The following is a 22,426-nucleotide window of genomic DNA, read 5'->3' as shown; positions in this document are numbered from 1 at the left end:
AGCAAGGCTCGCCACAATCATCAGGGCTGTTTAGCTGATGTCATCAGCTTTTACACCCCTACTCAACTGTTCTCTCATTGCATGGTCAAGCCGCCATCAATGGCAATCACTTGACCGGTGAGGTAGTCTTGACTAGCCAGAAAGACTGCCGCATCAGCCACTTCATCCGCCTGTCCAAAGCGTTTCATCGGGACTTGTCCCAGCATCGCCTCTTTAATCTTATCTGCCAACACAGCTGTCATATCCGACTCGATAAAGCCTGGGGCAATGGCATTGACCCGCACATTGCGACTTGCCACTTCCCGTGCGATGGACTTGGTCAAGCCAATCAATCCTGCCTTAGACGCTGCATAATTAGCCTGCCCTGCATTGCCCACGAGACCAACCACGCTCGAGAGGTTGATAATCGCCCCCTCACGTGCCCTTGTCATAGGTTTTAGGACAGCTTGAGTCATGTTGAAGGCCCCTGTTAGGTTGATTTTGAGGACGCTGTCAAAGTCTTCTTCCGTCATCCGCATGGCCAGACCATCCTTGGTAATGCCGGCATTGTTGACCAGAATATCCACACTTCCCAGCTCTTCGATGGCTCTATCAACCATTTGCTTGGCCTGCGCTTGACTGGAAATGTCTCCCGAAATGCTCACCACCTTGACACCGTAGGGCTCAAAGGCAGCCAGCGTTTCTGCTGGAATCTCCCCACGACCGTTGATTACGACATTGGCACCCAGACTGGCAAATTTATGAGCAGTAGCCAATCCAATACCACGTGTTGAACCAGTAATAAACACATTTTTCCCTTGTAATTTCAAAGTATTATCCTCCAATATTTTCTAATAATTTTTCTAAATCAGTTAATGTTTCAATTGATTGACAAGCTAATGTCTTGTCCATTTTTTTGATAAAGCCAGACAAGACATTGCCCGGACCAATCTCAATAAAATTGGTCACCCCAGCTGCCTGCATGGTAGCAATCGACTCGTAAAACCGTACAGGCTCCATGACCTGACGAGTCAACAGACTTGGAATGTCCGTAGTCGCCATAATAGCCGCCTCGGTATTGCCCACGACAGGACAAGTTCCCTCATGAAAGGCCACTTCTTTTAGAGCAAGTGCTAGCTTGTCCGACGCCGGCTTGAGGAGTGCCGTGTGAAAAGGACCAGAGACATTCAGTGGTATCAGGCGTTTGACGCCTTCCTCTTTAAGAAGCTCTACCGCCGCATCCACCGCATCTACCTCACCACCGATGATAATCTGTGCTGGCGTGTTGTAGTTGGCAGGACTGACCACACCCAAGTGAGCGACTGCTTGACAGGCCTTCTCAATGACAGCGACATCCGTATTCAGGACGGCCACCATCTTGCCTGATCCAGCAGGAGCTGCTGTTTCCATATACTCCCCACGCTTGGCGATGAGGGCGACTGCTTCCTCAAAATCTAGATAGCCTGCTGCCACAAGGGCTGAGTATTCGCCCAAGGACAGACCTGCCATCATGTCAGCCACCAATCCCTGCTCCTGCAAGAGACGGAAAATCGCCACAGAAGTCACCAGCATGGCTGGCTGGGTATAGCGGGTCTGATTGAGCTTGACCTTATCGGTATCGATAAGGTCCCTCACATCATAGCCCAAGACACGGCTAGCTGCTTCATAGGTCTCTCGGACAATTGGATAGGTCTCGTACAAGTCCCGTGCCATCCCTAGACACTGCGCCCCTTGCCCTGCAAACAAAAAAGCTGTTTTTGTCATCTTATTCTCCAATACTTGCCCAACGCGTTGCTTCTTCCTTGATCACTGCAGCCGCACCGTAGTAAATATCCTTCAAAATCTCTTCACAAGTCTCTTCCTTACTGATGAGCCCTGCAATCTGACCTGCCATGACAGAGCCATGGTCAACATCCCCGTCAACCACCGCATTGCGAAGGGCACCAGCTCCCAGCTCTTCAATTTCTTCAGCTGTCTTTTTACCCGCTAAGAAATCTTTCTCAGCCTGACTGTAAGCTGTCGCCAGCTTATTTTTAATAGCACGGACAGGGTGCCCGACAACAGAAGCCGACACCACCGTATCAATGTCCTTAGCTTTCAAGACCTTATCTTTGAAGTTTTGGTGGGCATTGGACTCTATCGCCACAACAAAGCGTGTCCCTACCTGCACCGCCTCTGCCCCCAGCATAAAGGCTGCCGCCGCACCGTGACCATCTGCAATACCACCTGCTGCAATGACAGGAATCGTCACCGCTTCGACAACCTGACGCACCAAGGTCATGGTCGTCAACTTACCAATGTGGCCTCCTGCTTCCATGCCTTCGGCAATGACAGCATCCACACCCAGTTTTTCCATGCGCTTAGCAAGGGCAACGGACGGTACCACTGGAATGACGATAACCCCTGCTGCATGCAAGCGTTCCATGTACTTACCAGGATTTCCCGCACCTGTCGTCACGACCTTGACACCCTCTTCGATGACCAAGTCCACGATGTCATCCGCAAAAGGCGATAGGAGCATGATATTGACCCCAAATGGCTTATCCGTAATAGACTTGACCTTCTGGATATTGGCACGAACAACCTCTTTTGGAGCGTTGCCCCCACCGATGATGCCCAGACCACCAGCATTTGAGACAGCACCAGCCAAATCACCATCTGCCACCCATGCCATCCCCCCTTGGAAAATAGGGTATTTGATGTTTAATAATGTTGTAATACGTGTGTTCATTTTAGTTCTTATCCTTTTTACAACTTAGCAAACCTGCTAGGAAAACAAGACAGGTTTCTCTTGCTTACCTAGCAAGTTTGATAAAAAAATATTTTTTCTATCAAACTATTCAGGTAAGAAGTAAGGCTAAGCATTTAGCCTTAACTTCTATATTTTAATGATATTGATAGCTTCTTTATGAAACGAATTAAATTTTGCCTTCAACGTAAGCAACCAAGTCGCCAACAGTGTTCAAACCGTCTTCTGTTTCGATTTGGATGTCAAACGCATCTTCAATTTCTGAAATAACTTGGAACACATCCAGTGAGTCAGCGTCCAACTCATCAAAGGTTGTCATGAGAGTGACTTCTTCAGCATCTTTGCCGAGTTCTTCAACGATAATTTCTTGTACTTTTTCAAATACTGCCATGATAGGGTCTCCTTTTTGGATAAAAATATTTTTATAAACGGGTGCTAACCCATTGATAACTAGATTGTAATCAGTAAACTACCCCAGGTTAAGCCACCACCGAAGCCTGATAAGAGGACGGTTTGGCTACCATCGAGACGAATCCGCCCATCGGCGACGCACTCGGAGAGCAGGATAGGAATGGACGCTGCACTGGTATTGCCATAGCTCATCATATTGGCTGGGAATTTAGCTAGATCAGCACCAATTTTTTGAGCCATCTTGTCAATGATGCGACTGTTGGCTTGATGAAGCAGGTAGTAATCGACAGCCTCTGCCGATAAGTCATTGTCGGATAACAGTTGACGGATGCTTTTTGATACGGTCTTGATAGCAAAATCAAAGATGGCTCGACCGTTCATCTGAACCCGACTATCAGCCTGCTCTGCCATTGCCGCAAAAGGCGATGAAAAACCTGACTTTCCTGACTGCAAGGCTTGTCCATGGGTGCCGTCGGTATTGAGGCTCTCGGCCAGAAAATACTGGTGATCGCTGGCCTCCAGCAAGACCCCGCCAGCACCGTCACCAAAGAGCACAGCGGTGCTACGATCAGACCAGTCCAAAATCTTAGAAAAGACCTCCGCCCCAATGACAAGACCTTTTTGATAAAGACCAGACTGGATTAATTTTTCAGCGGTTGATAAGGCAAAGACGAAACCTGAGCAAGCTGCCGCAACATCAAACGCAAATGCACGCGTAGCTCCAAGAGCTCCCTGAACGAGAGCTGCTGTTGAAGGCATCATGCTGTCTGGCGTAATGGTCGCAATGATGATAAAATCAAGCTCTTCTGCCGTCAAGCCTGCTTTTTGGAGCAGTTGCTCAGCAACGGCTGTCGCTAACTGACTGGTGTCCTCTGTCTGGCTGATCCGCCTCTCTCTAATACCCGTACGACTAGCAATCCAGTCGTCGCTGGTATCCATGATTGCTGCGAGATCATCATTGGTCACCACCTGACTAGGTACGTAGTGAGCAACCTGACTAATTCTTGCATAGGTCATCACATCAAGTCCTCCAGAAACTGGTGAAGGCTAGCTAGACCTTTTTGAAGCGCTAGGACCTCGCTCTCGCTCATATCGCCTAATACCTTTAACACCATATTTTTGTGGAACTGACGGTGAAGTCTATACAGCAAGCGTCCCTTGCTTGTTAAGCTAATGTAAACCACACGACGATCTGTCAGCGAACGTGTCCGTGTGATGTACCCTTTTGCTTCCAGTTTATTAAGGCTGGTGGTAACTGTTCCTAGGGTTAGGAGCAGCTCTTTTGCAATATCAGATGGTGTGACATTCTTGTTTGTTCCAATAATGTCAATGGTGTGCATCTCCTTTAAACTAACATCCTTAAACTGACTTTGTCTCAGGCTGTTCTCCTCTACAACCAAAACACGGTTAAAAATATCTACTAAGTAACTATTGATTTGATTGTAGTCCACACCACACCTCCACTGTATCTTATCAAAGCTAGAACTTTGATGGTCAAATTATATCACAACCAAAGTTGTTTGACAAGAAAAAAATGTCATCACTAGTTTCCTGTAAATTGAGGGCGGCGTTTTTCAGTGTAAGCTCGAACGCCTTCTTTGAAATCTTCTTTGTAAGCTAAGTCTGACTGCAATTTCAATTCTAACTTAGAATAATCTTCCCAACCTGCAAATTCGCTAGCCCAAATCATCTGTTTGATTGCCGCATAGGATTGAAAAGAGGCTCTGTTTAATTTTGTGATAAGATTCGTAACCGTTTTATCTAACTTATCTGACGTGCAAGTTTTATAAACAAAACCATAGTCTAAACCACGTTCAGCTGTTACAGCTTCTGCCGTCATCGCCAGCTGGGTGGCTCGGTTGATCCCTAAAGAGCGGGTCAAGAGGAAAATACCTCCAGCATCTGGTGCTAGATTAACATTCACAAAGGCTTGGATAAACTTCGCTCGTTCAGTCGCGATGCAAAAATCTGCAGCGACAACCATGTTAAAGGCTGCACCAGCCACTGGGCCATCAACTGCCATAATCACTGGTTTTGGCAGACGCTTCAAGACAAAGGAAATCGTGTTAACCAGCTCTGCTATTTTCACTAAAGATGACACATCATCGGCATCCACAGCCCGTTGCATCTCGGCCAAGTCCCCACCAACGGAGAACACCTTTCCCTCACCCTTGACCAGAAGAATCTTAACAGCTTGATCCTGATTGGCTAGCTCAATCGCTGCTAAAATCTCCTCGCAAATGGGTACATTAAAGCCATTAGAGACTTGAGGGCGATTGAGGGTCAGGGTGGCAACACCATCTGCTACCTCATAGATAATTTCTTCAAACATCTCCTTATCATCCCCTTATATAGTTAGATAGATAAATCATTTGATAATCAAACGATTTACTTTATTATAACTGATTTAACTGAAAATGCAAGTAAAAACTGTAAAGCTACTGACAAAGTTTATTGTCTTTGCTATAATGCTAGGGTAAAGTTTTAGAAAGAATAGGACCATTCATGAAAGTAGCCAAATTTGGTGGCAGCTCTCTTGCTTCTGCCCAGCAACTAGAAAAAGTTTTTAACATTGTTAAATCAGATAATGAACGACGTTTCGTCATTGTCTCAGCACCAGGCAAACGTTCGGCAGATGACACAAAAGTGACCGATGCCCTGATTAAATACTACAAAAATTATACCGCTAATCACGATGTGACGGCTGATCAAAACTGGATCATCAACCGCTATAAAGCCATGGTTGATGAACTTGGCTTGTCTAACAAAATTCTTGATGACATCGCATTAGCCATCGCCAGTCTAGCCACTCTGCCGAAAGAAGGAAACGAGTTTCTTTACGATACTTTTTTGGCAGCTGGAGAAGACAACAATGCTAAATTGATTGCCTATTTCTTTAGACAAAGAGGGTTAGATGCTAAGTATATTCACCCAGAAGAAGCTGGCATTATCGTCACCGGTGAACCCGGTAACGCACAACTTCTAACATCAAGCTATAATGCCTTGCAAAAACTGCGTGATTCTGAAGAAATTTTAGTTATCCCTGGATTTTTTGGTGTTACAGTTGACGGACAAATCTGTACCTTCTCGCGAGGAGGGTCTGATATTACAGGCGCCATTGTTGCAGCAGGGGTTAAGGCTGATATTTACGAAAACTTCACTGATGTTGATGGGATATTTGCTGCTCACCCAGGTGTCGTTGACCAGCCACACTCCATTCCCGAGTTAACTTATCGGGAAATGCGCGAGCTGGCCTACGGTGGGTTCTCTGTTTTACATGATGAAGCGCTCATTCCAGCCTATCGTGGAAAAGTCCCTATTGTCATCAAAAATACAAACAACCCTGATCATCCTGGTACAACAATTGTCTTGGAGAGTCCCAAAAAAGACCAGCCAGTTGTTGGGGTCTCTGGGGATGATAAATTTGTCAGCATCAATATTTCCAAATACATGATGAACCGAGAAGTTGGATTTGGACGGAAGGTACTTCAGATTCTTGAAGATTTGAATATCAGATTCGAACATATGCCAACGGGGATTGATGATTTATCCGTTGTTGTGCGTGAGCGTGAACTCAGTCCAATTAAAGAGCAGGAAATCATTGATCAATTAACGCGAAAACTAGAAGTTGATCATGTTGACATCGAACGAGATTTGTCGATTATTATGATTGTTGGCGAAAATATGAAAAATCATGTCGGCGTTGCAGCCACTGCTACTTTTGCTTTAGCTAAAGAGGAGATTAACTTGGTGATGATTTCCCAAGGTGCCAGTGAGGTTTCCGTCATGTTTGTTGTTAAAACAAGCGATGAAAAAGCTGCAGTCAGAGCGCTGTACCGTGCATTTTTTAACTAGAAATTGATTGTGTGACCGTATTTTTAATACTTGGATTGTCTATTAGATATTAAAGGCGTGAGAATGAAATAGCCTCCTAGACTATTTCATTCTCACGCCTTTTTTAATCTGTCTTGGCAAACTGGCTTTGGTAGAGTTCATAGTAGAAGCCTTTGTCAGCCAGTAAACTGTCATGCGTGCCTTGCTCAATAATCTGACCGTCCTTAAGGACCAAAATCTTATCTGCTTCTCGGATAGTTGACAAGCGGTGGGCGATGACAAAGCTAGTTCTCCCTTGCATGAGCTTTTTCATAGCCTGCTGGATAAGTAGCTCAAGTCTTGTGTCCACTGACGAGGTCGCTTCATCCAAAATCAAAATTTTCGGGTCTGCCAATAGGGCACGGGCAATGGTCAAGAGCTGTTTTTGCCCCAGCGAAATGTTGCTGGATTCTTGGTTCATTTCCATCTTGTAACCACCTGGTAGGGTGCGAATAAAGTGGTCCACATTGGCAGCCTGAGCTGCTGCCACCAGCTCCTCATCGGTCGCTGAGAGGTTACCAAACCGTAGATTGTCCTTGATGCTCCCTTCATAGAGCCAAGCATCCTGCAAAACCATCCCGAACTGGCGGCGCACCGCCCGTCTATCCAGTTCTCTGATATCTCTACCATCTAGGGAAATAGCTCCCGCAGTCACATCATAAAAGCGCATGAGAAGGTTAATCAAAGTAGTCTTTCCTGCACCCGTGGGACCAACGATGGCAATCATCTCACCTGGTTCAACTGTCAGATTAAAATCTCGAATGAGGGGCTTATCTGGACTATATTGGAAAGAAACCTTACTAAAGGTCACTTGACCAGTCAAATTGATTTCGTCAGCCGTTTGGAGACTGCTCGTTTCTTCGTTTTCATCGAGAACAGCAAAAATCCGTCCTAAAGATGATTTAGCGCTCTGCAATTGTCCCGACAACTGCGCTAAGGTCTGGACTGGCTGACTAATCTGCCAAACATACTGAACAAAGGCCTGCATGTTACCAATGGTCAATCGCCCTGCCAACACCTGAAGCCCACCTAAAAGCGCTAGAACGACATAGGTCAAATCAGAGATAGAGTTAAGCAGGAACATCAGACTGGATAAAAAACTAGCCTTGAAGCCAGCTACCTGCAGGCTGCTGGTAATGTGGCGAAAATCTCGACTAGATGCTTCTTCACGACCATAGAGCTTGATAATGTTGAATCCCGTCAGATTCTCCTGAACAAACCCGTTAAGGTCTCCTAAAATTTTGGATTGCTCGGCGAAGTATGGCTGAGACAGCTTCAACAAGAACCGAGCCGTCAAGTAGGTGATGGGCATACTAACCATGACCACTAGCGCCAGCTGACTATTGAGCCAGACCATCATGGAGATGACCAAAATTAAACTCAAAACCGCATTAACAATCTGTAAGAAAGACTGCTGAAGAGCATTCGAGACGGTCTCTACATCGGTTGTAAATCGCCCTAAAAGATCACCAAACCGGTGCTGGTCAAAATAAGCCACTGGCAAGCGATTGATTTTATAGCTGAGGTCTTGGCGTAAGTCACGCATCGCACCTTGCACCACCTTGGTCATGTAGATATTGGCTAGGTAAACACCGACTTCAAAGAAGAGGGCACGCACCAGATAGAGTCCTAAAATTAGGGTCACATAGCGATAGTTAATGTCTGCACCAGCGACACCTTTCGTCATATCAATCAGGTTTTGCGTCAACTCTGTGATAACTAAACCAATAACAAAGGGTTCCAAAACACCAGCTACAATACTGATGACCTTAAAGAAAACAGCTAAAAAGAGTGAGCCTCGATAGCGACTAAGATAAGGCCACAGTCGCTTAAAACCTTGTTCTGTCATTCTTAGCCCTCACTTTCTGTCAAACTCTGGCTATTGAGCTGAGACTCTGCAATCTCGCGATAAATGGCATTGCTGAGCATGAGCTCCTCATGCGTCCCGCGCCCAACAATCTCTCCCTTGTCCAGCACGATAATCTGGTCAGCATCCATAATAGTACCAACCCGTTGCGCCACAATGAGCACTGTCGCCTCCTGTGTCACCGCCTTCAACCGCCGTCGTACCTCGGCATCAGTCTTATAGTCCAAGGCTGAGAAAGAATCATCAAAAATATAAATGTCCGCCTGCTTAACCACCGCTCGCGCAATCGACAGCCGCTGCTTTTGCCCACCAGACAAGTTACTACCGCCCTCTGCCAACAAGCTCTCGTAGCCCTCCTCACGGCTAGCGATAAAGTCAGCTGCCTGTGATACTTGCGCTGCTTGCTCCAGCTCAGGCAGAGTCGCCGTTTCCTTACCGTACTTGAGGTTTTCTTCGATTGTTCCGGTAAATAGCAGAGCTTTCTGAGGAATAAAGCCTATCTTAGACCGCAAAGCCTTGAGGTTGTAGTCTCGAACATCAACCCCATCGACTAAAATTTTCCCCAAGGTCACATCATAAAACCGAGGAATCAGGCTGACTAGACTAGATTTCCCAGACCCCGTTGAACCGATAAAAGCGATGGTTTCCCCGGGCTTGGTCTTAAAGGAGATGTTATGGAGAACAGGACTCTCCGTCTCTCCTGGGTAAGCAAAGGTCACATTGTCAAATTCCAGATAGCCCTTGGTCGCTGTTTCTGTCACTCCATCCTCATTTGGTGCGATAGAGATAGGCAGGGTCATCACTTCTTTAATCCGGTGACTAGAGACTGCCATCTTCGGATACATGGTAAAAAGGTTAGAAAAAAGCAAAAAGGAAAACAGCGCATGAAAGGCGTATTCGATAAAAGCAACCATGTCACCGATCTGCAAGTCTCCTCGCGACAGTGGCGGAATGGCAAACCAGACAATGGCGACAATCATGGCGATGATGATTTGCACAAAGATGGGCTCAGTCAAGGCAGTCAGGCGAAACAACTTGCTTGAGGTCTCTGTGAACGACTGGTTGGCCGTCGCAAACCGCTCTTCCTGAAAGTCTTCCCGTGCAAAGGCACGAACAACTCGAAGACCAGTTAGGTTTTCTCGCACGTACTGGTTAATCTTGTCCAGCGTTGTTTGTTGCTGCTCTGATAAAGGTTCCGTTCGTCTAGCGACGTAGACCACCACAGCCACCAAGAAAGGAATGGAGACCGCCACAATCCAAGCCATGGATGGGCTAGTGCGAAGAATCATACCCACCGAAAACAGCATCATCAGTGGGGTAATCATGCCAAGACGCAAGGCTTGATCAGCGAATTGCATGAGCATGTAGGCATCCGTTGTCATCCGAGTGACGAGAGAGGAGACGCCGATTTGCTCGTACTCATGGTGAGAATAAGCCTGAAGCTTGTCGTACATGTCATTACGCATGTCCTGAATCATGGTAGTCGTTAACTTGCTAGTGGCATAAGCCATGGTCAGGCGACCGACCAGACCAGCTAGACTAGCTAACAACATGACCCAAAACCAGCGGTAGAGGGCAGCTTCATTTTGCTGCACCAAACCGTCATCAATCATCCGTGCCAAAATGGTCGGCAGACCTAGATTGACCACAATAAAGAGTAAAACCCCGACCACATTTAACAAGAGCCATTTGGGGTAATGTTTCAAATAAGACCAAATATATGCCATAAGTTCCTTTCTCGTCTTTCTGGAGTTGCAAGCTCAATAGTTAGTGACCATCACAGCGACTTAACCATCCAGACATCCATCAGGTAGTGGCCCGTTTCCTGGGTCAATGGCTGAGCTAAATGCTGGTAGCCCATCTTCTCATAGAGTTTGAGGGCAGCAGCTAGCTTGGTGGAGCTTTCTAGATACATCTGCTCATAGCCTGCTTGCAGCGCTTTTTCTTCAATGTGTGCCAAGAGCTGGCTGGCATAGCCTTTTCCACGGTAGTTTTTGTCTACATAGAGTTTTTGCAGCTCACAAACCAATTCTGAAATCGGACCAAAACCACCGCAGGCAACCACCCTGTCGTCTACCTTGATGACCAAGTATTGAGAACGAGGCAGTTTATCATAATAGTCAGCCAAATCATCCAACTGCGGGTCAAAATAAGCTGTTCCAGGCAAAGCCAATCCCTCATCTTCTAAACAGTGACGGACAAGCGTGGCCACCGCAGAGTTATCAGTTGGGGTGAGGTAATGAAGTTCCATCTCCTACCCCTCCAACTCACTCAAATACTCATAGCGCTCGTACTTGGCAAGGAGCTGGTCATTTTGCTCGTCCAACTCTTTTTGCAAGTCGGACAGGCGGGCAAAGTCCGCTCCACAGGTCGCCATCTCACCCTCAATAGCGGCAATCCGCTCCTCAAGGCTAGCAATCTTCTCCTCGATGACCGCCCATTCCTGCTTCTCAAAGTAGGACATGCGCTTGCGCTCGGCTTTTTCCTTTTCTGCCTTTGGTTTTTCCGTTTTTGGGGCAATCGCAGAGCTGTCCCGCTCGAAGGCCTTTTCATCCAGATAATCGGTGTAGTTGCCGAAAAATTCCCTGACACCGCCAGCCTCAAAGGCTAGAATCTTGGTCGCCACCTTGTCAAGGAAATAACGGTCATGGCTAACCGTAATCACAGGACCTGCAAAGCCTTGCAGGAAGTTCTCCAAGACTGTCAAGGTCGCAATGTCCAAATCATTGGTCGGCTCGTCTAGGAGCAGGAGATTGGGCTTTTCAATCAAGATTTTCAAGAGATAGAGCCGTTTTTTCTCGCCACCAGACAGCTTGGCAATCTGGGTGCCGTGAGTTGAGCGAGGAAAGAGAAACTGCTCCAAGAGCTCGGAAATGCTGGTCGTGCCGACAGTTGTCTTAACCTCGTCTGCCACCTCTTGCAGGTAGTTGATGACCCGCTTGCTCTCGTCCATCCCCTTAAGATTTTGCGAGAAGTAGCCAACCCGCACAGTCTCCCCCATGTCAACCGTCCCAGCAGTGGCTTGCAAGTCTCCGCTAATGAGGTTGAGCAGGGTGGACTTGCCGACCCCATTGTCTCCGACAATGCCAATCCTGTCCTTGTTTTGAATGAGCAGATTAAAATTGCTCAAAATCGGCTTGTCCCCATAGGAGAAGCTGACCTGCTCAAAGTTAATGACTTTCTTGCCAATCCGACTGGTCTCAAAGGTGATGTCCAACTCTGTACTGGTGGTCGTGGTCGCCAATTTCCCCTTCAGCTCATGGAAGCGATTAATACGAGCTTGTTGCTTGGTCGCACGCGCCTGCGGTTGGCGACGCATCCACTCCAACTCCTGCTTGTAGAGTTGCTTTTTCTTGTGGAAGCTGGCCGCATCCCGCTCGTCCTGCTCGACCCGCAGGCGAACATAGTCTTGGTAGTTGCCCTGGTACTCAGTAAGCTGGCTGTTGGCCAGCTCAAAGATACGGGTAGCGACATTGTCCAAGAAATAGCGGTCATGGGTGATGAAGAGGACTGTTTTCTTACCGGTTTTCAGGTAAGTGGTCAGCCAAGAGATGGTGTCGATGTCCAGATGGTTGGTCGGCTCGTCAAGGAGCAAGAGGTCACTGTCTGACAGGAGCACCTGGGCTAGCTGAACCCGACGGCGCAGCCCCCCAGACAAGAAGCCGACGGTGGCTTGCAAATCTGTGATCCCTAGTTTGGTCAGAACCGTTTTGACCTCGCTCTCGATCGACCAGACGTCCAGCGCATCCATCTCTGCCATGACCTTTTCCAGCTCTTTCTGGCTCTCTTCTGAGTAGTCGAGGAGCAGCGCTTCATAGCGTTTCAGCACTGCCATTTCCCTTAACTCCGATGACAGCACCGTGTCTAGGACGGACTTGCTGTCGTCAAAATCAGGCTCTTGGGTCAGGTAGCTGATGGTGTAGCCCTTGGCAGCGGTAAAGGGCGAGCGGTCGCCGTCAAAGCCAGACCGCCCCGACAGAACGTCAAGGAGCGTGGTCTTGCCCGTACCGTTGACGCCAATGAGACCGATGCGATCCAGCTCATGGACGATAAAGCTGATGTCCCGAAAAACCGTCTTGTCACCGACGGACTTAGTTAAGTGTTCTACGATAAAGTTTGACATAAGGTGCTTTCTAAAAGATTATTTTACTCGAAAGTAAAACCATCTTGAATAATATTTTTTACTTTCAGTAATTCCGTTTTAATTTCATCAATTAGCTCGTCGTAAGTAATTCCATTTCTAATATTCCAATATTGATAGATTTGAAAATTATTTTTGATTTTACCAGTATAGCTACCATACAATTTACTCAAAGATGTCTTTTTTTCTCTTATCAATTTAGAACTCTTATCGTAATTCTCCAAAAATCCTACTCTCTTCATCTCATTGAAATAATAATCTTTATCATCAAATCGTGAATAATGTGATACTGGTCCAGAATGAAGTCTAAATTGTCTTCCTTCAATCTGAATACCTATAACTCCAATAATTTCACCATTTACCTTCTGCTTATACATAATATCTACAGTAGGTTTTTTATTATTAAAAAAGTTACCAATCACAGGCATACCCCAAGGAGTTTGAAACTCTACATTAAGTTCTTTCTCAATGAATTGGCTCAACTTACTTCCAGAAAACTTTAAATATATATCTTCTAATCTCAACTTCTCAAGTTCAGAATCACTTTCAAAAAAGTATCTATTCTGTGCTTCGTTCAACTTCTCTAAAAGTATACAACTTATTAGTTGGATGTCAGAAACATAATTTTCAATAGTGTTAAAGATATGGGAATCTAGAGTAACTATTTGATTTATTCCAGCTATTCTTTCAGAAATTTTAGCATAAGATAAAAATTCCCAATTATCGTAATGTAATGTCTGCTCTATTCCTGTTAGGATACCAAACTCAAATACAATATTCTTCTCAGAAAAATTCTCTTCATATGTTCTTAACTGCTCAATAGTCGGAATAGATTTCAATTTATTTTCGATGAAAACAGCCTTTCTCATACCATTAGAATCCTCAAAATAAATGGTTAAGTCCCTGTGTCCTTTTTCTCTTTCTACCTTAATGAACTGATTCTTCTTAGAATAAAACTCTGGATAAAAAACTTCCACAAAAGGATTGACACTATCAACCCTAATATTGATTAACCACTCCCAAAAATTAGAGTGGGATAACTCTTTTCCCCCCAACGATAAAGCAAATAGAGGGGATTGCTTTAGCGCATTAACATTCTCCTGCAAATTACTCATATTTTCTCCTAGTTTAACATTTTTAAATGCTTGACAAGATACTTAACAATCTCCTCCCTCTCATTCCCCACTTCTCCCGCGACGATAGCCCGTTCCAGTTCGTCCAGAATGTCGCCCAGCTGGGGGCCTGGTGTGATGCCGAAGTCTTGGATCAGGTCTCGCCCGGTGATGGCCATGTCTTGTTTGGAATGGATAGGGAGCTCCTCGTCTAATTGCTGGATCAGCGCTGGCTGGCTGGATAAGCCCTGAGCAGACCGCAGATTCTCCACCAAGAGCAGGCAGTTCTTACCATAGCGGTAGACCAGCTGACGACTGGGCTCCGCACTCAAACGCTCATGGTAGGCAGACACCAGCTGGTCGACAGCTTTCTGAAGGTCATTGGAGGTTTTCCATTTTTTCAGGAAGGGCTTGACCTCTCTGATGTTTAGGGCGAATAGCAGAGCAGCCCAAGCCTGTTCGGAGCTGATAAACTGATAGCCCTCAGTGAAGCCATCACGCAAGGTCTCAAGCGCTGCTCCTTTTTCAGCCATATCAGGCAGAAAGTCATAGGCACAACTCGCTATCAGGCTGGTCAGACCAGCCTGCCAAAATGGTGCGGTCAAGAGCTTATCAAACTCGATGAAGACCCGCTCCACGGAAATCTTGGCTAACAAGGGTACCAGCTCTGCCATTGCCTCAAAAGTCGCAGTCTCAAGGGTAAAGCCAAGACTGGCTGCAAAGCGAAAGCCACGCATGATCCGCAGGGCATCCTCCTGAAAGCGCTCGGCAGGGACGCCAACCGCACGGAGCAGGCGGTGGTCAAGGTCAGCCAGCCCATCAAAGAGGTCAATGACCTGACCGCTGCTATCGAGGGCAAAGGCGTTGACCGTGAAATCCCGCCGCAGCAAGTCCTCCTCCAGCGAGCGGACAAAAGTCACACCAGAAGGACGGCGATAGTCCACATAGACATCCTCCGTACGAAAGGTCGTCACCTCGTAGCCCGCCTCACCGTCCAAGACCAGCACCGTGCCATGCTCAATCCCAATATCAACCGTGCGTGGAAAAATGCTCTTAACCTCCTGCGGATAGGCGGAAGTGGCGATGTCCACATCGTGGATAGGACGACCTAAAATGGCATCTCGCACCGAACCGCCCACAAAATAAGCCTCGTAGCCCGCCGCCTGTAATTTCTCTAAAATCGGCAAAGCCTTCTGAAATTCAGAAGGCAGATTGGTTAGTTTCATTTGTTTTCCTCTGTTGCAGATGATTCTCTCTAATTAAGACGATTAAAGCCTTGATAACTTGAGAAACCTAATAGATAAATAGCCAAAGCAAAGGCTTGTTCGTCAGATAGGTTGTCGTCGTGAACTACTGACTGTTGAATTTCCTGTAAGACCGTATCGTTAGGAACAACCGTATCAGCTAAGTCGGTCACACAATCTTGAATGACCTCTGGAAGTATTAAACACATTTGATAAAAAGCGTCTTCTTGTCCAGTCACTAGAGCATAAAATTGATCAAGGCTAACTCTCCTAATATGTTTATGACCAACTTTCTTCTTATCAACAGTTGTCTCCCACTTGATATTTTGAGATTGCTTAGCGATCGCCTCAACTAAAAAGCAGGCACAATCATCATCATCTAGCAACTGGGATTGCATTTTGATAAACGTTTTTCCAGCAGCAGCAGAATTCATCGTATTATGTTTATTTTTCATTTCAACATAAACACGACTAACCGTTGAACCGTCAGGAAGTTCAATAGCACTTGGGCGTTCTAAGATAACATCCCAACCTCCCTCTTTTCCATTGTCTGGAACTCGGCAGTCTAACATGTATTGAAAAATTCCTTGATGGAAATAACCAATATCATTGTTATTCGCTTTATCCCTTTGACGGAAAATTTCACTATTAATAATGTCCTCCCACGATTGCTGATAAACAGTTTTATCAAAAATCAATTTAACAGGGTCAATGATATTTTTATTAAAACGTTGTAAATCAAATGAGGTTAATTTTTCACCATATTTGCCAATCGTCATGCGAACATGATGATAAAAATTCTCTTGGCTAATAAAATCAAGTGTCCACATTAAACTACCTCCAAACTTTTCTTAATCTGATTGGCTACCTCATAGGCTAATTTTACAGGGACGGCATTCCCAACTTGCTTGTACTGATTACCAACACTGCCAGTAAAGACCCATTCATCAGGAAAAGATTGAATGCGAGCATTTTCTCGAACAGTAAAAGGTCTTGCTTCAAGGGGATGACAGCGATCCGTCTGTTTCTGACTGGGCGAGGTCAAAACCGTTAAAGACGGCTCGTCCATGCTCAACCGACGTAGAATACCTGTCCGACCACCACCCATATCCCACGTCGATTTCATATAAGGTTTAGCGACCTCTTCTGGAATATCTCGCCAATAACCCCCAGGTGGAACCAACTCAAAAATCGCTTTCTTATAGTCAGAATAAGAGGCACCAACACTAGGTGGTGTATCAACTAAAATATCTTTCAAAACAGGTTTATAGCTATGAGGAATCGGATAAATAAACTCGGTTTTATCAACCAAGTCATTTCGAATACCAACCATAATCATTCGTTCACGCTTTTGAGCAACACCATAGTCCCAAGCATTAAGAACCTTAGACTGGACTTGATAACCAGCATCTTCGAAGACTGTCAAAATCGTCTGATAGGTTCTCCCTTTATCATGACTAACCAAGCCCTTAACATTTTCGAAGAGAAACATTTTAGGTTGTAATTTCTCTAAAAAAACAGCATAGTGATAAAATAGCGTTCCTCTAGTATCTTCCAAACCTAGACGCTTACCAGCATAGGAAAAAGATTGGCAGGGAGCACCACCACTAAGCAAGTCTAGTTCTCCTTTTTTGATTTGAAAATAATCTTCTAAATCAAGCGGCGAGATGTTGGCGACATCATCATGGATAACACGCCAATTAGGACGATTGGCCTTCAGCGTTTCGGCAGCTGCTTTATCAAATTCAACTAATCCGATAGTTTCAAAGCCTGCTGCTTCCACTCCTAGGGCTAGCCCTCCAGCTCCTGCAAATAATTCAATTGTCTTCAAACTAGACTTCCTCTCATTATCTTGTTTATTAGTTGCCTAAGCCTAGAGCAGACTCTCTAATCCGTAAACAAGTTGGTCACGGGCGACCACAGCCTTAATCCCGATATTGACCCCGCTCATAAAGGATACACGGTCATAGGAATCATGACGAAGGGTCAGACCCTCACCCTGCGCTCCAAAGATGACTTCCTGATGGGCAACGAGACCTGGCAAGCGCACGGAATGAATCCGCATGCCGTCCACTTCCGCCCCACGTGCTCCTGCCCGCAACTCCTCTTCGTCAGTAGCCCCTTGTGGCTTGCTTTGACGGGTCTCACGCAGAAGCTCTGCGGTCTTAATGGCCGTGCCTGACGGCGCATCTTTTTTCTTATCGTGATGGAGCTCGATGATCTCCACATCTGGGAAATACTTGGCCGCTTTCTGGGCAAATTCCATCAAGAGGATAGCGCCAATCGCAAAGTTAGGGGCAATCAAGCCACCCAGCTTTTTCTGACGAGACAAGTCAATCAGCTCGGCGATTTGTGCCTCGGTAAAGCCAGTCGTCCCTACGACAGGGGCAAATCCCTGCTCAAGAGCAAAGCGAGTGTTGTCATAAGCGACCGCAGGGGTCGTGAAGTCGACCCAGACATCCGCAGAGAAGCCCACCAAGTCCGCCTTATCGGTGAAGACAGGCACGCCCTCAATCTCTTTTTCAGTCGCAAAGGGATCCAAGAGACCGACCAACTGTAGCTCAGGGTCAGCCTGTACCATCTGGACAGCTGTTGACCCCATCTTGCCTAAAAATCCTGCAATAATAACCTTAATCATATCATTTCCTTATACAATAGGGGTAATGCCAAAGGCGATGCCCCCCTCGCCCAGATGGGTTGCGATGACACTATTGAGCGGTACAATCTCTGCGGATAAGCCCAGCACCGCCAGCAGCTGCTGGAACTCTCTTGCCTTATCAGGGGCGTTGGTGTGGAGAATGGCAATCTCATAGTCACCATCGGCTGTTCGCTCTTGCAAAATCTCCACCAGTCGCTTAACCGCCTTTTTCTCCGTGCGAACCTTTTCATAGACTGTAATCACGCCCTCTTCATTGAAATAAAGGATAGGCTTGATGGACAGGAGGTTGCCAAGAATCGCAGAGCCATTTGACAATCGTCCCCCTTTGACCAAGTGATTCAAATCATTCGCCATGATAAAAGCATTGCTTTTCGCGATTTTTTGATTGAGCTTGTCCAACATCATCTCAAAATTAACTCCCGCATCTGCCCAATCAAGAGCATTAACCGCCATGCTGGTCAAGGGCACAGAGGTAATCTTACTATCTGGAAAAGCGACAGTCAGGTCACTGTGCTCCTCCATCAAATACTGAATATTTTGGAAAAAGCCCGAAATCCCACTAGAGAGAAATAGACCAATCACATGAGTATAGCCCTGCTCTGGCAAGGCAGATAAAATATCATCTAACTCCGCCACACTGGGCTGGCTGGTCGTTGGCAAGGCTTGGCTAGCTGCCATCTTGGCATAAAAGTCTTCAGGTGTCAGATTGACCCCCTCAACATAGGTCTCTCCGTCAATGGTAATCGGAATATCCAGAACAAATAAGCCTTCGCGACGTCTCAAATCCTCTGAAAGGTAGGCAGAACTATCTGTAATAACAGCTAACTTCATTTAAAACTCCAAACTAATCCCAGGACGATCTAGGGCAACTTCTGTTACTTCATAGGTTAGACGGCGCAACATATCAAGCAGGGGCGCGGATACCTCTTCTACGTCATGTTGCGAAAATTCACTCGGCGACTCAACCAAACGGTTATGCAAATAGTTAATTTGTGACATCACACCGCTCACTACAAAATCTTGCTGGACAATAATAAAGTGCAAGACCGCCATAAATGTCGTCTTTTGGTTTTCTTCACTCTTTTCTATAAGTTGAAACTTGACTTCTGCATTCGATTCTGGTGCACCATGCTCTTTTTCCCACTCATGATTGCGGGCATCGTAGTGGTAGGCATTAACAAAAACTTGTTCTCTAGTGAGTTCCATGTTGTCTCCTTAAAATTTTTTCTGTGGGTGTTTTGCAACAATCTCTGGATGGTTTGCCAAGGTACTGAGACCTTTTTCTGTTAACAAATAAGCACGTTCTTGACAGTATTGTTCTAATTCTTGATCAGAAAAATGCGTTAAAACTGCTTTATCCAAATCAGCACGTTTCATCTTTGACAAACCGCTTATCCCTTTGTCCTTAAGCCAAGCTTTTAATTGAGTAATCGGCTGATGGCGCAGGGCATCTCTTGCCCCTTCAATAAAGACATAGCCCTCTTCAATTAACCAAACCAGGTCATGTTCAGCATCAATCCCATAGGTCGTTGCAAAGTATTTGTGAGGTTGGCTAGTGGTTAGGTAGCTCCCAAACTGAATACGCCAGAGCAAGATGATATGTCCAGGCAATAGCCCTTCAGATGTTCGCACCATCTGAAGCTTGGCAATCGGTTTAGCTAAAATTTCATCCAGGTACTGGTCTGGAACACGTGGGTATTCAGCATGATTTGCATAAATGGTCGTTATTGTTGTCATTTAACTATTATACCATATCTCTTGTCAATCGTCATCTAGTAAAACAGTGGTAGTGTAGCGAGTTTCCCTTGCGATAGGACAATTATTCTAACAGAAATATTAGCACAGAGTAATCAATCACTAGAGTAGTGGAAACGCAATGGCACTAAAAAGATGCTAATTACCACAATCGTATCTGTGGCATTTAGCATCTTTCATCTTATTTTTATGTGCATTAGATGAGAAAGAGGCTTTTACCCTATTCTCATTTGTTGGACATTACTTATCACCTTTATTACGAATCACAAAACCAGTTTGTTTTTCACTCGAGGTACGGTGAGGGCGCTTGTTGTCTTTTTTAACGACATCACGCTGGTTTCTATTGGACCTGCGCTTAAAGTCCCTGCGGTCACCATCGCGATCATCCCGGCGACGGTCACCACGATAGCCTCCACGACGGTCGCGACCAGCTCTATCGTCACGGTCTGAACGTCCTCGACTGCCTTTTCCTTTGGCTTGACCTGGGGCAAACTTGAAAGGCAGTGGTTTTTCTTGGGCAATTTCTACCTTAGGCATAGTGTCAGGATTTGGCACCGTCAAGGTAAGGATATACTGCGCCAACTCTTCTGGGCTAAACTCAGCAGCTAACTTAATGGCATCACCTTTGAACTTATCAAATTCCGCACGGATAGCTTCGTCGGCAAAATCACGCTCAATTTTCTTAAGCGCTACTCGCTTGGTTGCCTTGAAGGCCTCTTCTGCTGTCGCAGGCTTCATGCCCTTCATGCGCTTTTTGGTTAAATTTTCGATAATGGCCAGATAGCCCATCTCATTTGGTGAGACAAAGGTAATAGATTGACCAGATTTGCCCGCACGACCTGTCCGACCGATACGGTGCACATAACTCTCTGGGTCTTGCGGAATATCATAGTTGTAGACGTGGGTCACGCCAGAAATGTCCAATCCACGGGCAGCAACGTCTGTTGCAACCAAAATATCCAAGGTATCATTTTTGAAATCACGAAGAACACGTAGGCGTTTGCCCTGATCAAGATCCCCATGAATCCCTTCGGCACGGTAGCCACGAAGCTTGAGCCCGCGAGTCAACTCATCAACACGGCGTTTGGTTCGACCAAAGACGATGGCCAATTCTGGCTGCTCCACATCCATAAGGCGGGTCATGGTATCAAACTTTTCATGCTCCCGTACGCGGACATAGTACTGGTCAATCAACTCTGTCGTTAACTCCTTAGCCGCAATCTTAACGTGTTCAGGTTCTTTCATAAACTGGACACCGATGCGCTTAATCGGGTCAGGCATGGTCGCCGAAAACAGCAAGGTTTGACGGCTTTCCGGCGTGCGACTGATGATGGCTTCGATATCATCAAGGAAGCCCATATTGAGCATCTCATCAGCCTCATCCAAAATCAAAGTCTCAATCCCATCTAGTTTCAAAGCTTTACGTTTGATTAAATCAAGCAGGCGACCTGGTGTTCCAACAACTACGTGGGCACCTGACTTGAGGGCCTTGATCTGCTTTTCAATGCTAGATCCACCATAAACAGAGCGAACTTTGACGCCCTTATCCCGACCGAAGCGGAAGAGCTCTTCCTGACTCTGCACCGCCAATTCACGGGTCGGAGCGATAACTAAGGTCTGCACCGCAGGATTTGTCGTATCAATCTTATCAAGGGTCGGCAAGCCAAAAGCGGCGGTCTTTCCTGTTCCCGTCTGGGCTTGACCAATCACATCCTTACCAGCTAAAGCTAGTGGGATAGTCAGCTCCTGAATCGGTGACGGGGTGGTAAAGCCTGCTGTCTCCACAGCAGATAAAATCTCTAAGGACAGAGCAAGTTCATTAAAATTCATGTTATCTTCTTTCTAAAAAGGCAGTGCGAAGCTGCCTTATCACGCTTTTCTATATCGTTGAACAAACAACCTAACTAGTATAACACAAAATTCACAATTAAGGTGAGATTAACTTTGAAAGTTCACATAACACGTTTTCATTGTTGCAAAGAGCTGCTTTAAGCCGTTAGCATCGTAGATAACCTTCTCCTAAGCGTTTGACAACGGAAACGTCACATCTTTACTGACTTAATTTCAATAAGCTATTTTTAACGGCTCTATAATTTCTGTAGTGGGTAAATCCACCATGGAGATTATAGAGCCTTTTGAGTGTAGAAAAAAAGTTCCATATGACCTACAATGAAAAGTGCTTAAACAACTCATTAGAAAGACACATATGGAACAGTTCAATTCTATCACAAACCTACTCGGAATTAAAGACCCTAATATCACTATTTTGGAGATTGTGGAGGCTAGGAGTCACAAAGAGGTCATCGCTAAACTCGATTATCCTGATCCAAAATGCCAACATTGCCAGGGACAGATGGTCAAGTACGACTTCCAGAACCTATCCAAAATACCTTATCTTGAGTGTGCTGGTTACCAGACACTCATTCGCTTGCGAAAGCGCCGCTTTCGTTGCTCGAATTGCGGGAAAATGGCTGTCGCTGAAACGTCACTGGTCAAGTCAACCATCAAATTCCTGTCATTCTTAATCAGAAAATCGCCCAGAAACTGATTGAAAAGGTGGCCATGACGGCCATCGCTGAAAGCCTAACCGTATCAACCTCAACGGTCATCCGAAAACTAAAGGAATTTCAGTTCAA

Annotated in this window: 21 protein-coding genes and 1 pseudogene; 2 read left to right on the top strand and 20 right to left on the bottom strand. The window is 45.8% G+C overall.

From position 1 onward, the window contains the following. Positions 1-74: 74 nt before the first annotated feature. The 7 genes from fabG to ACERC8_RS02175 all read right to left on the bottom strand — a co-directional run bounded on the left by fabG (position 75) and on the right by ACERC8_RS02175 (position 5,471). Positions 75-809, bottom strand: coding sequence for a 3-oxoacyl-[acyl-carrier-protein] reductase (gene fabG / locus ACERC8_RS02205; RefSeq protein WP_373658271.1), 735 nt, complete (start codon positions 807-809; stop codon positions 75-77). Positions 810-813: 4 nt separating this feature from the next. Further along, positions 814-1,743 (bottom strand): ACP S-malonyltransferase, encoded by a 930-nt coding sequence (gene fabD, locus ACERC8_RS02200; protein WP_373658270.1) that lies wholly within the window; start codon positions 1,741-1,743, stop codon positions 814-816. Between the two features lies 1 nt (position 1,744). Beyond that, on the bottom strand, positions 1,745-2,710 hold the full coding sequence (fabK, locus tag ACERC8_RS02195) for an enoyl-[acyl-carrier-protein] reductase FabK (protein ID WP_373658269.1): 966 nt from the start codon (positions 2,708-2,710) through the stop codon (positions 1,745-1,747). Positions 2,711-2,897: 187 nt separating this feature from the next. Then, positions 2,898-3,119, bottom strand: coding sequence for an acyl carrier protein (locus tag ACERC8_RS02190; RefSeq protein WP_373658268.1), 222 nt, complete (start codon positions 3,117-3,119; stop codon positions 2,898-2,900). Between the two features lie 59 nt (positions 3,120-3,178). Then, entirely contained in the window at positions 3,179-4,156 is a 978-nt protein-coding gene (locus ACERC8_RS02185; protein ID WP_373658267.1) for a beta-ketoacyl-ACP synthase III, read from the bottom strand. Beyond that, positions 4,156-4,590 (bottom strand): MarR family winged helix-turn-helix transcriptional regulator, encoded by a 435-nt coding sequence (locus tag ACERC8_RS02180; RefSeq protein WP_373658266.1) that lies wholly within the window; start codon positions 4,588-4,590, stop codon positions 4,156-4,158. Before ACERC8_RS02180 ends, ACERC8_RS02185 begins: the two co-directional genes overlap by 1 nt. 92 nt (positions 4,591-4,682) lie before the next feature. Then, positions 4,683-5,471 carry an enoyl-CoA hydratase gene (locus tag ACERC8_RS02175; RefSeq protein WP_373658265.1) on the bottom strand — a complete coding sequence of 263 codons (789 nt, stop codon included), beginning with the start codon at positions 5,469-5,471 and terminating at the stop codon, positions 4,683-4,685. A 173-nt stretch (positions 5,472-5,644) separates the two neighbouring features. Here ACERC8_RS02175 and ACERC8_RS02170 point away from each other — a divergent pair, with 173 nt between their 5' ends. Continuing rightward, entirely contained in the window at positions 5,645-6,994 is a 1,350-nt protein-coding gene (locus ACERC8_RS02170; RefSeq protein WP_373658264.1) for an aspartate kinase, read from the top strand. Positions 6,995-7,097: 103 nt separating this feature from the next. Here ACERC8_RS02170 and ACERC8_RS02165 read toward each other — a convergent pair whose 3' ends face one another. The 13 genes from ACERC8_RS02165 to ACERC8_RS02105 all read right to left on the bottom strand — a co-directional run bounded on the left by ACERC8_RS02165 (position 7,098) and on the right by ACERC8_RS02105 (position 21,620). After that, a complete protein-coding gene (locus ACERC8_RS02165; protein WP_373658263.1) occupies positions 7,098-8,861 on the bottom strand; it encodes an ABC transporter ATP-binding protein in 1,764 nt (587 codons plus the stop codon). Between the two features lie 2 nt (positions 8,862-8,863). Next, a complete protein-coding gene (locus ACERC8_RS02160; protein ID WP_373658262.1) occupies positions 8,864-10,606 on the bottom strand; it encodes an ABC transporter ATP-binding protein in 1,743 nt (580 codons plus the stop codon). A gap of 50 nt (positions 10,607-10,656) precedes the next feature. Next, a complete protein-coding gene (locus tag ACERC8_RS02155; protein WP_373658261.1) occupies positions 10,657-11,130 on the bottom strand; it encodes a GNAT family N-acetyltransferase in 474 nt (157 codons plus the stop codon). A 3-nt stretch (positions 11,131-11,133) separates the two neighbouring features. After that, positions 11,134-13,002 (bottom strand): ABC-F family ATP-binding cassette domain-containing protein, encoded by a 1,869-nt coding sequence (locus tag ACERC8_RS02150; protein ID WP_373658260.1) that lies wholly within the window; start codon positions 13,000-13,002, stop codon positions 11,134-11,136. Between the two features lie 23 nt (positions 13,003-13,025). Continuing rightward, positions 13,026-14,135 (bottom strand): PD-(D/E)XK nuclease family protein, encoded by a 1,110-nt coding sequence (locus tag ACERC8_RS02145; RefSeq protein ID WP_373658258.1) that lies wholly within the window; start codon positions 14,133-14,135, stop codon positions 13,026-13,028. 8 nt (positions 14,136-14,143) lie between these two features. Next, positions 14,144-15,358, bottom strand: coding sequence for a CCA tRNA nucleotidyltransferase (locus tag ACERC8_RS02140; RefSeq protein WP_373658257.1), 1,215 nt, complete (start codon positions 15,356-15,358; stop codon positions 14,144-14,146). Between the two features lie 29 nt (positions 15,359-15,387). Next, on the bottom strand, positions 15,388-16,206 hold the full coding sequence (locus tag ACERC8_RS02135; RefSeq protein ID WP_373658256.1) for an Eco47II family restriction endonuclease: 819 nt from the start codon (positions 16,204-16,206) through the stop codon (positions 15,388-15,390). After that, positions 16,206-17,207, bottom strand: a complete 1,002-nt coding sequence (locus tag ACERC8_RS02130) for a DNA cytosine methyltransferase (protein ID WP_373658255.1) — start codon at positions 17,205-17,207, stop codon at positions 16,206-16,208. The genes ACERC8_RS02135 and ACERC8_RS02130 overlap by 1 nt, the downstream gene beginning before the upstream one ends. Positions 17,208-17,249: 42 nt before the next feature. Further along, positions 17,250-18,014 (bottom strand): 4-hydroxy-tetrahydrodipicolinate reductase, encoded by a 765-nt coding sequence (gene dapB, locus ACERC8_RS02125; RefSeq protein ID WP_373658254.1) that lies wholly within the window; start codon positions 18,012-18,014, stop codon positions 17,250-17,252. A gap of 9 nt (positions 18,015-18,023) precedes the next feature. Beyond that, on the bottom strand, positions 18,024-18,866 hold the full coding sequence (locus ACERC8_RS02120) for a DegV family protein (protein WP_373658252.1): 843 nt from the start codon (positions 18,864-18,866) through the stop codon (positions 18,024-18,026). Then, positions 18,867-19,241, bottom strand: a complete 375-nt coding sequence (locus tag ACERC8_RS02115) for a DUF1149 family protein (RefSeq protein ID WP_018368276.1) — start codon at positions 19,239-19,241, stop codon at positions 18,867-18,869. A gap of 9 nt (positions 19,242-19,250) precedes the next feature. After that, complete coding sequence (locus tag ACERC8_RS02110) at positions 19,251-19,772, bottom strand: hypothetical protein (RefSeq protein WP_373658251.1); 522 nt, start codon at positions 19,770-19,772, stop codon at positions 19,251-19,253. A gap of 258 nt (positions 19,773-20,030) precedes the next feature. Then, positions 20,031-21,620: a DEAD/DEAH box helicase gene (locus tag ACERC8_RS02105; RefSeq protein WP_373658250.1), complete on the bottom strand. Its 1,590-nt coding sequence runs from the start codon at positions 21,618-21,620 to the stop codon at positions 20,031-20,033. Between the two features lie 376 nt (positions 21,621-21,996). Here ACERC8_RS02105 and ACERC8_RS02100 point away from each other — a divergent pair. Beyond that, positions 21,997-22,426 (top strand): annotated as a pseudogene (locus tag ACERC8_RS02100) (transposase family protein); the annotation flags it as partial.

Source organism: Streptococcus sp. E29BA (genome assembly GCF_041807805.1).
In the GTDB taxonomy this organism is placed as follows: Bacteria; Bacillota; Bacilli; order Lactobacillales; family Streptococcaceae; genus Streptococcus; species Streptococcus entericus.
This window is presented reverse-complemented; position numbering and strand designations above follow the sequence as displayed.

Bases quoted from the DNA above. Each gene is read 5' to 3' on its own strand.
- dapB (WP_373658254.1), bottom strand. From the start codon at position 18,014: ATGATTAAGGTTATTATTGCAGGATTTTTAGGCAAGATGGGGTCAACA.
- ACERC8_RS02165 (WP_373658263.1), bottom strand. From the start codon at position 8,861: ATGACAGAACAAGGTTTTAAGCGACTGTGGCCTTATCTTAGTCGCTAT.
- ACERC8_RS02115 (WP_018368276.1), bottom strand. From the start codon at position 19,241: ATGGAACTCACTAGAGAACAAGTTTTTGTTAATGCCTACCACTACGAT.
- fabD (WP_373658270.1), bottom strand. From the start codon at position 1,743: ATGACAAAAACAGCTTTTTTGTTTGCAGGGCAAGGGGCGCAGTGTCTA.
- ACERC8_RS02145 (WP_373658258.1), bottom strand. From the start codon at position 14,135: ATGAGTAATTTGCAGGAGAATGTTAATGCGCTAAAGCAATCCCCTCTA.
- ACERC8_RS02155 (WP_373658261.1), bottom strand. From the start codon at position 11,130: ATGGAACTTCATTACCTCACCCCAACTGATAACTCTGCGGTGGCCACG.
- ACERC8_RS02175 (WP_373658265.1), bottom strand. From the start codon at position 5,471: ATGTTTGAAGAAATTATCTATGAGGTAGCAGATGGTGTTGCCACCCTG.
- ACERC8_RS02105 (WP_373658250.1), bottom strand. From the start codon at position 21,620: ATGAATTTTAATGAACTTGCTCTGTCCTTAGAGATTTTATCTGCTGTG.
- ACERC8_RS02160 (WP_373658262.1), bottom strand. From the start codon at position 10,606: ATGGCATATATTTGGTCTTATTTGAAACATTACCCCAAATGGCTCTTG.
- ACERC8_RS02140 (WP_373658257.1), bottom strand. From the start codon at position 15,358: ATGAAACTAACCAATCTGCCTTCTGAATTTCAGAAGGCTTTGCCGATT.
- ACERC8_RS02185 (WP_373658267.1), bottom strand. From the start codon at position 4,156: ATGACCTATGCAAGAATTAGTCAGGTTGCTCACTACGTACCTAGTCAG.
- ACERC8_RS02170 (WP_373658264.1), top strand. From the start codon at position 5,645: ATGAAAGTAGCCAAATTTGGTGGCAGCTCTCTTGCTTCTGCCCAGCAA.
- fabK (WP_373658269.1), bottom strand. From the start codon at position 2,710: ATGAACACACGTATTACAACATTATTAAACATCAAATACCCTATTTTC.
- ACERC8_RS02190 (WP_373658268.1), bottom strand. From the start codon at position 3,119: ATGGCAGTATTTGAAAAAGTACAAGAAATTATCGTTGAAGAACTCGGC.
- ACERC8_RS02120 (WP_373658252.1), bottom strand. From the start codon at position 18,866: ATGAAGTTAGCTGTTATTACAGATAGTTCTGCCTACCTTTCAGAGGAT.
- ACERC8_RS02150 (WP_373658260.1), bottom strand. From the start codon at position 13,002: ATGTCAAACTTTATCGTAGAACACTTAACTAAGTCCGTCGGTGACAAG.
- ACERC8_RS02135 (WP_373658256.1), bottom strand. From the start codon at position 16,206: ATGTGGACACTTGATTTTATTAGCCAAGAGAATTTTTATCATCATGTT.
- ACERC8_RS02110 (WP_373658251.1), bottom strand. From the start codon at position 19,772: ATGACAACAATAACGACCATTTATGCAAATCATGCTGAATACCCACGT.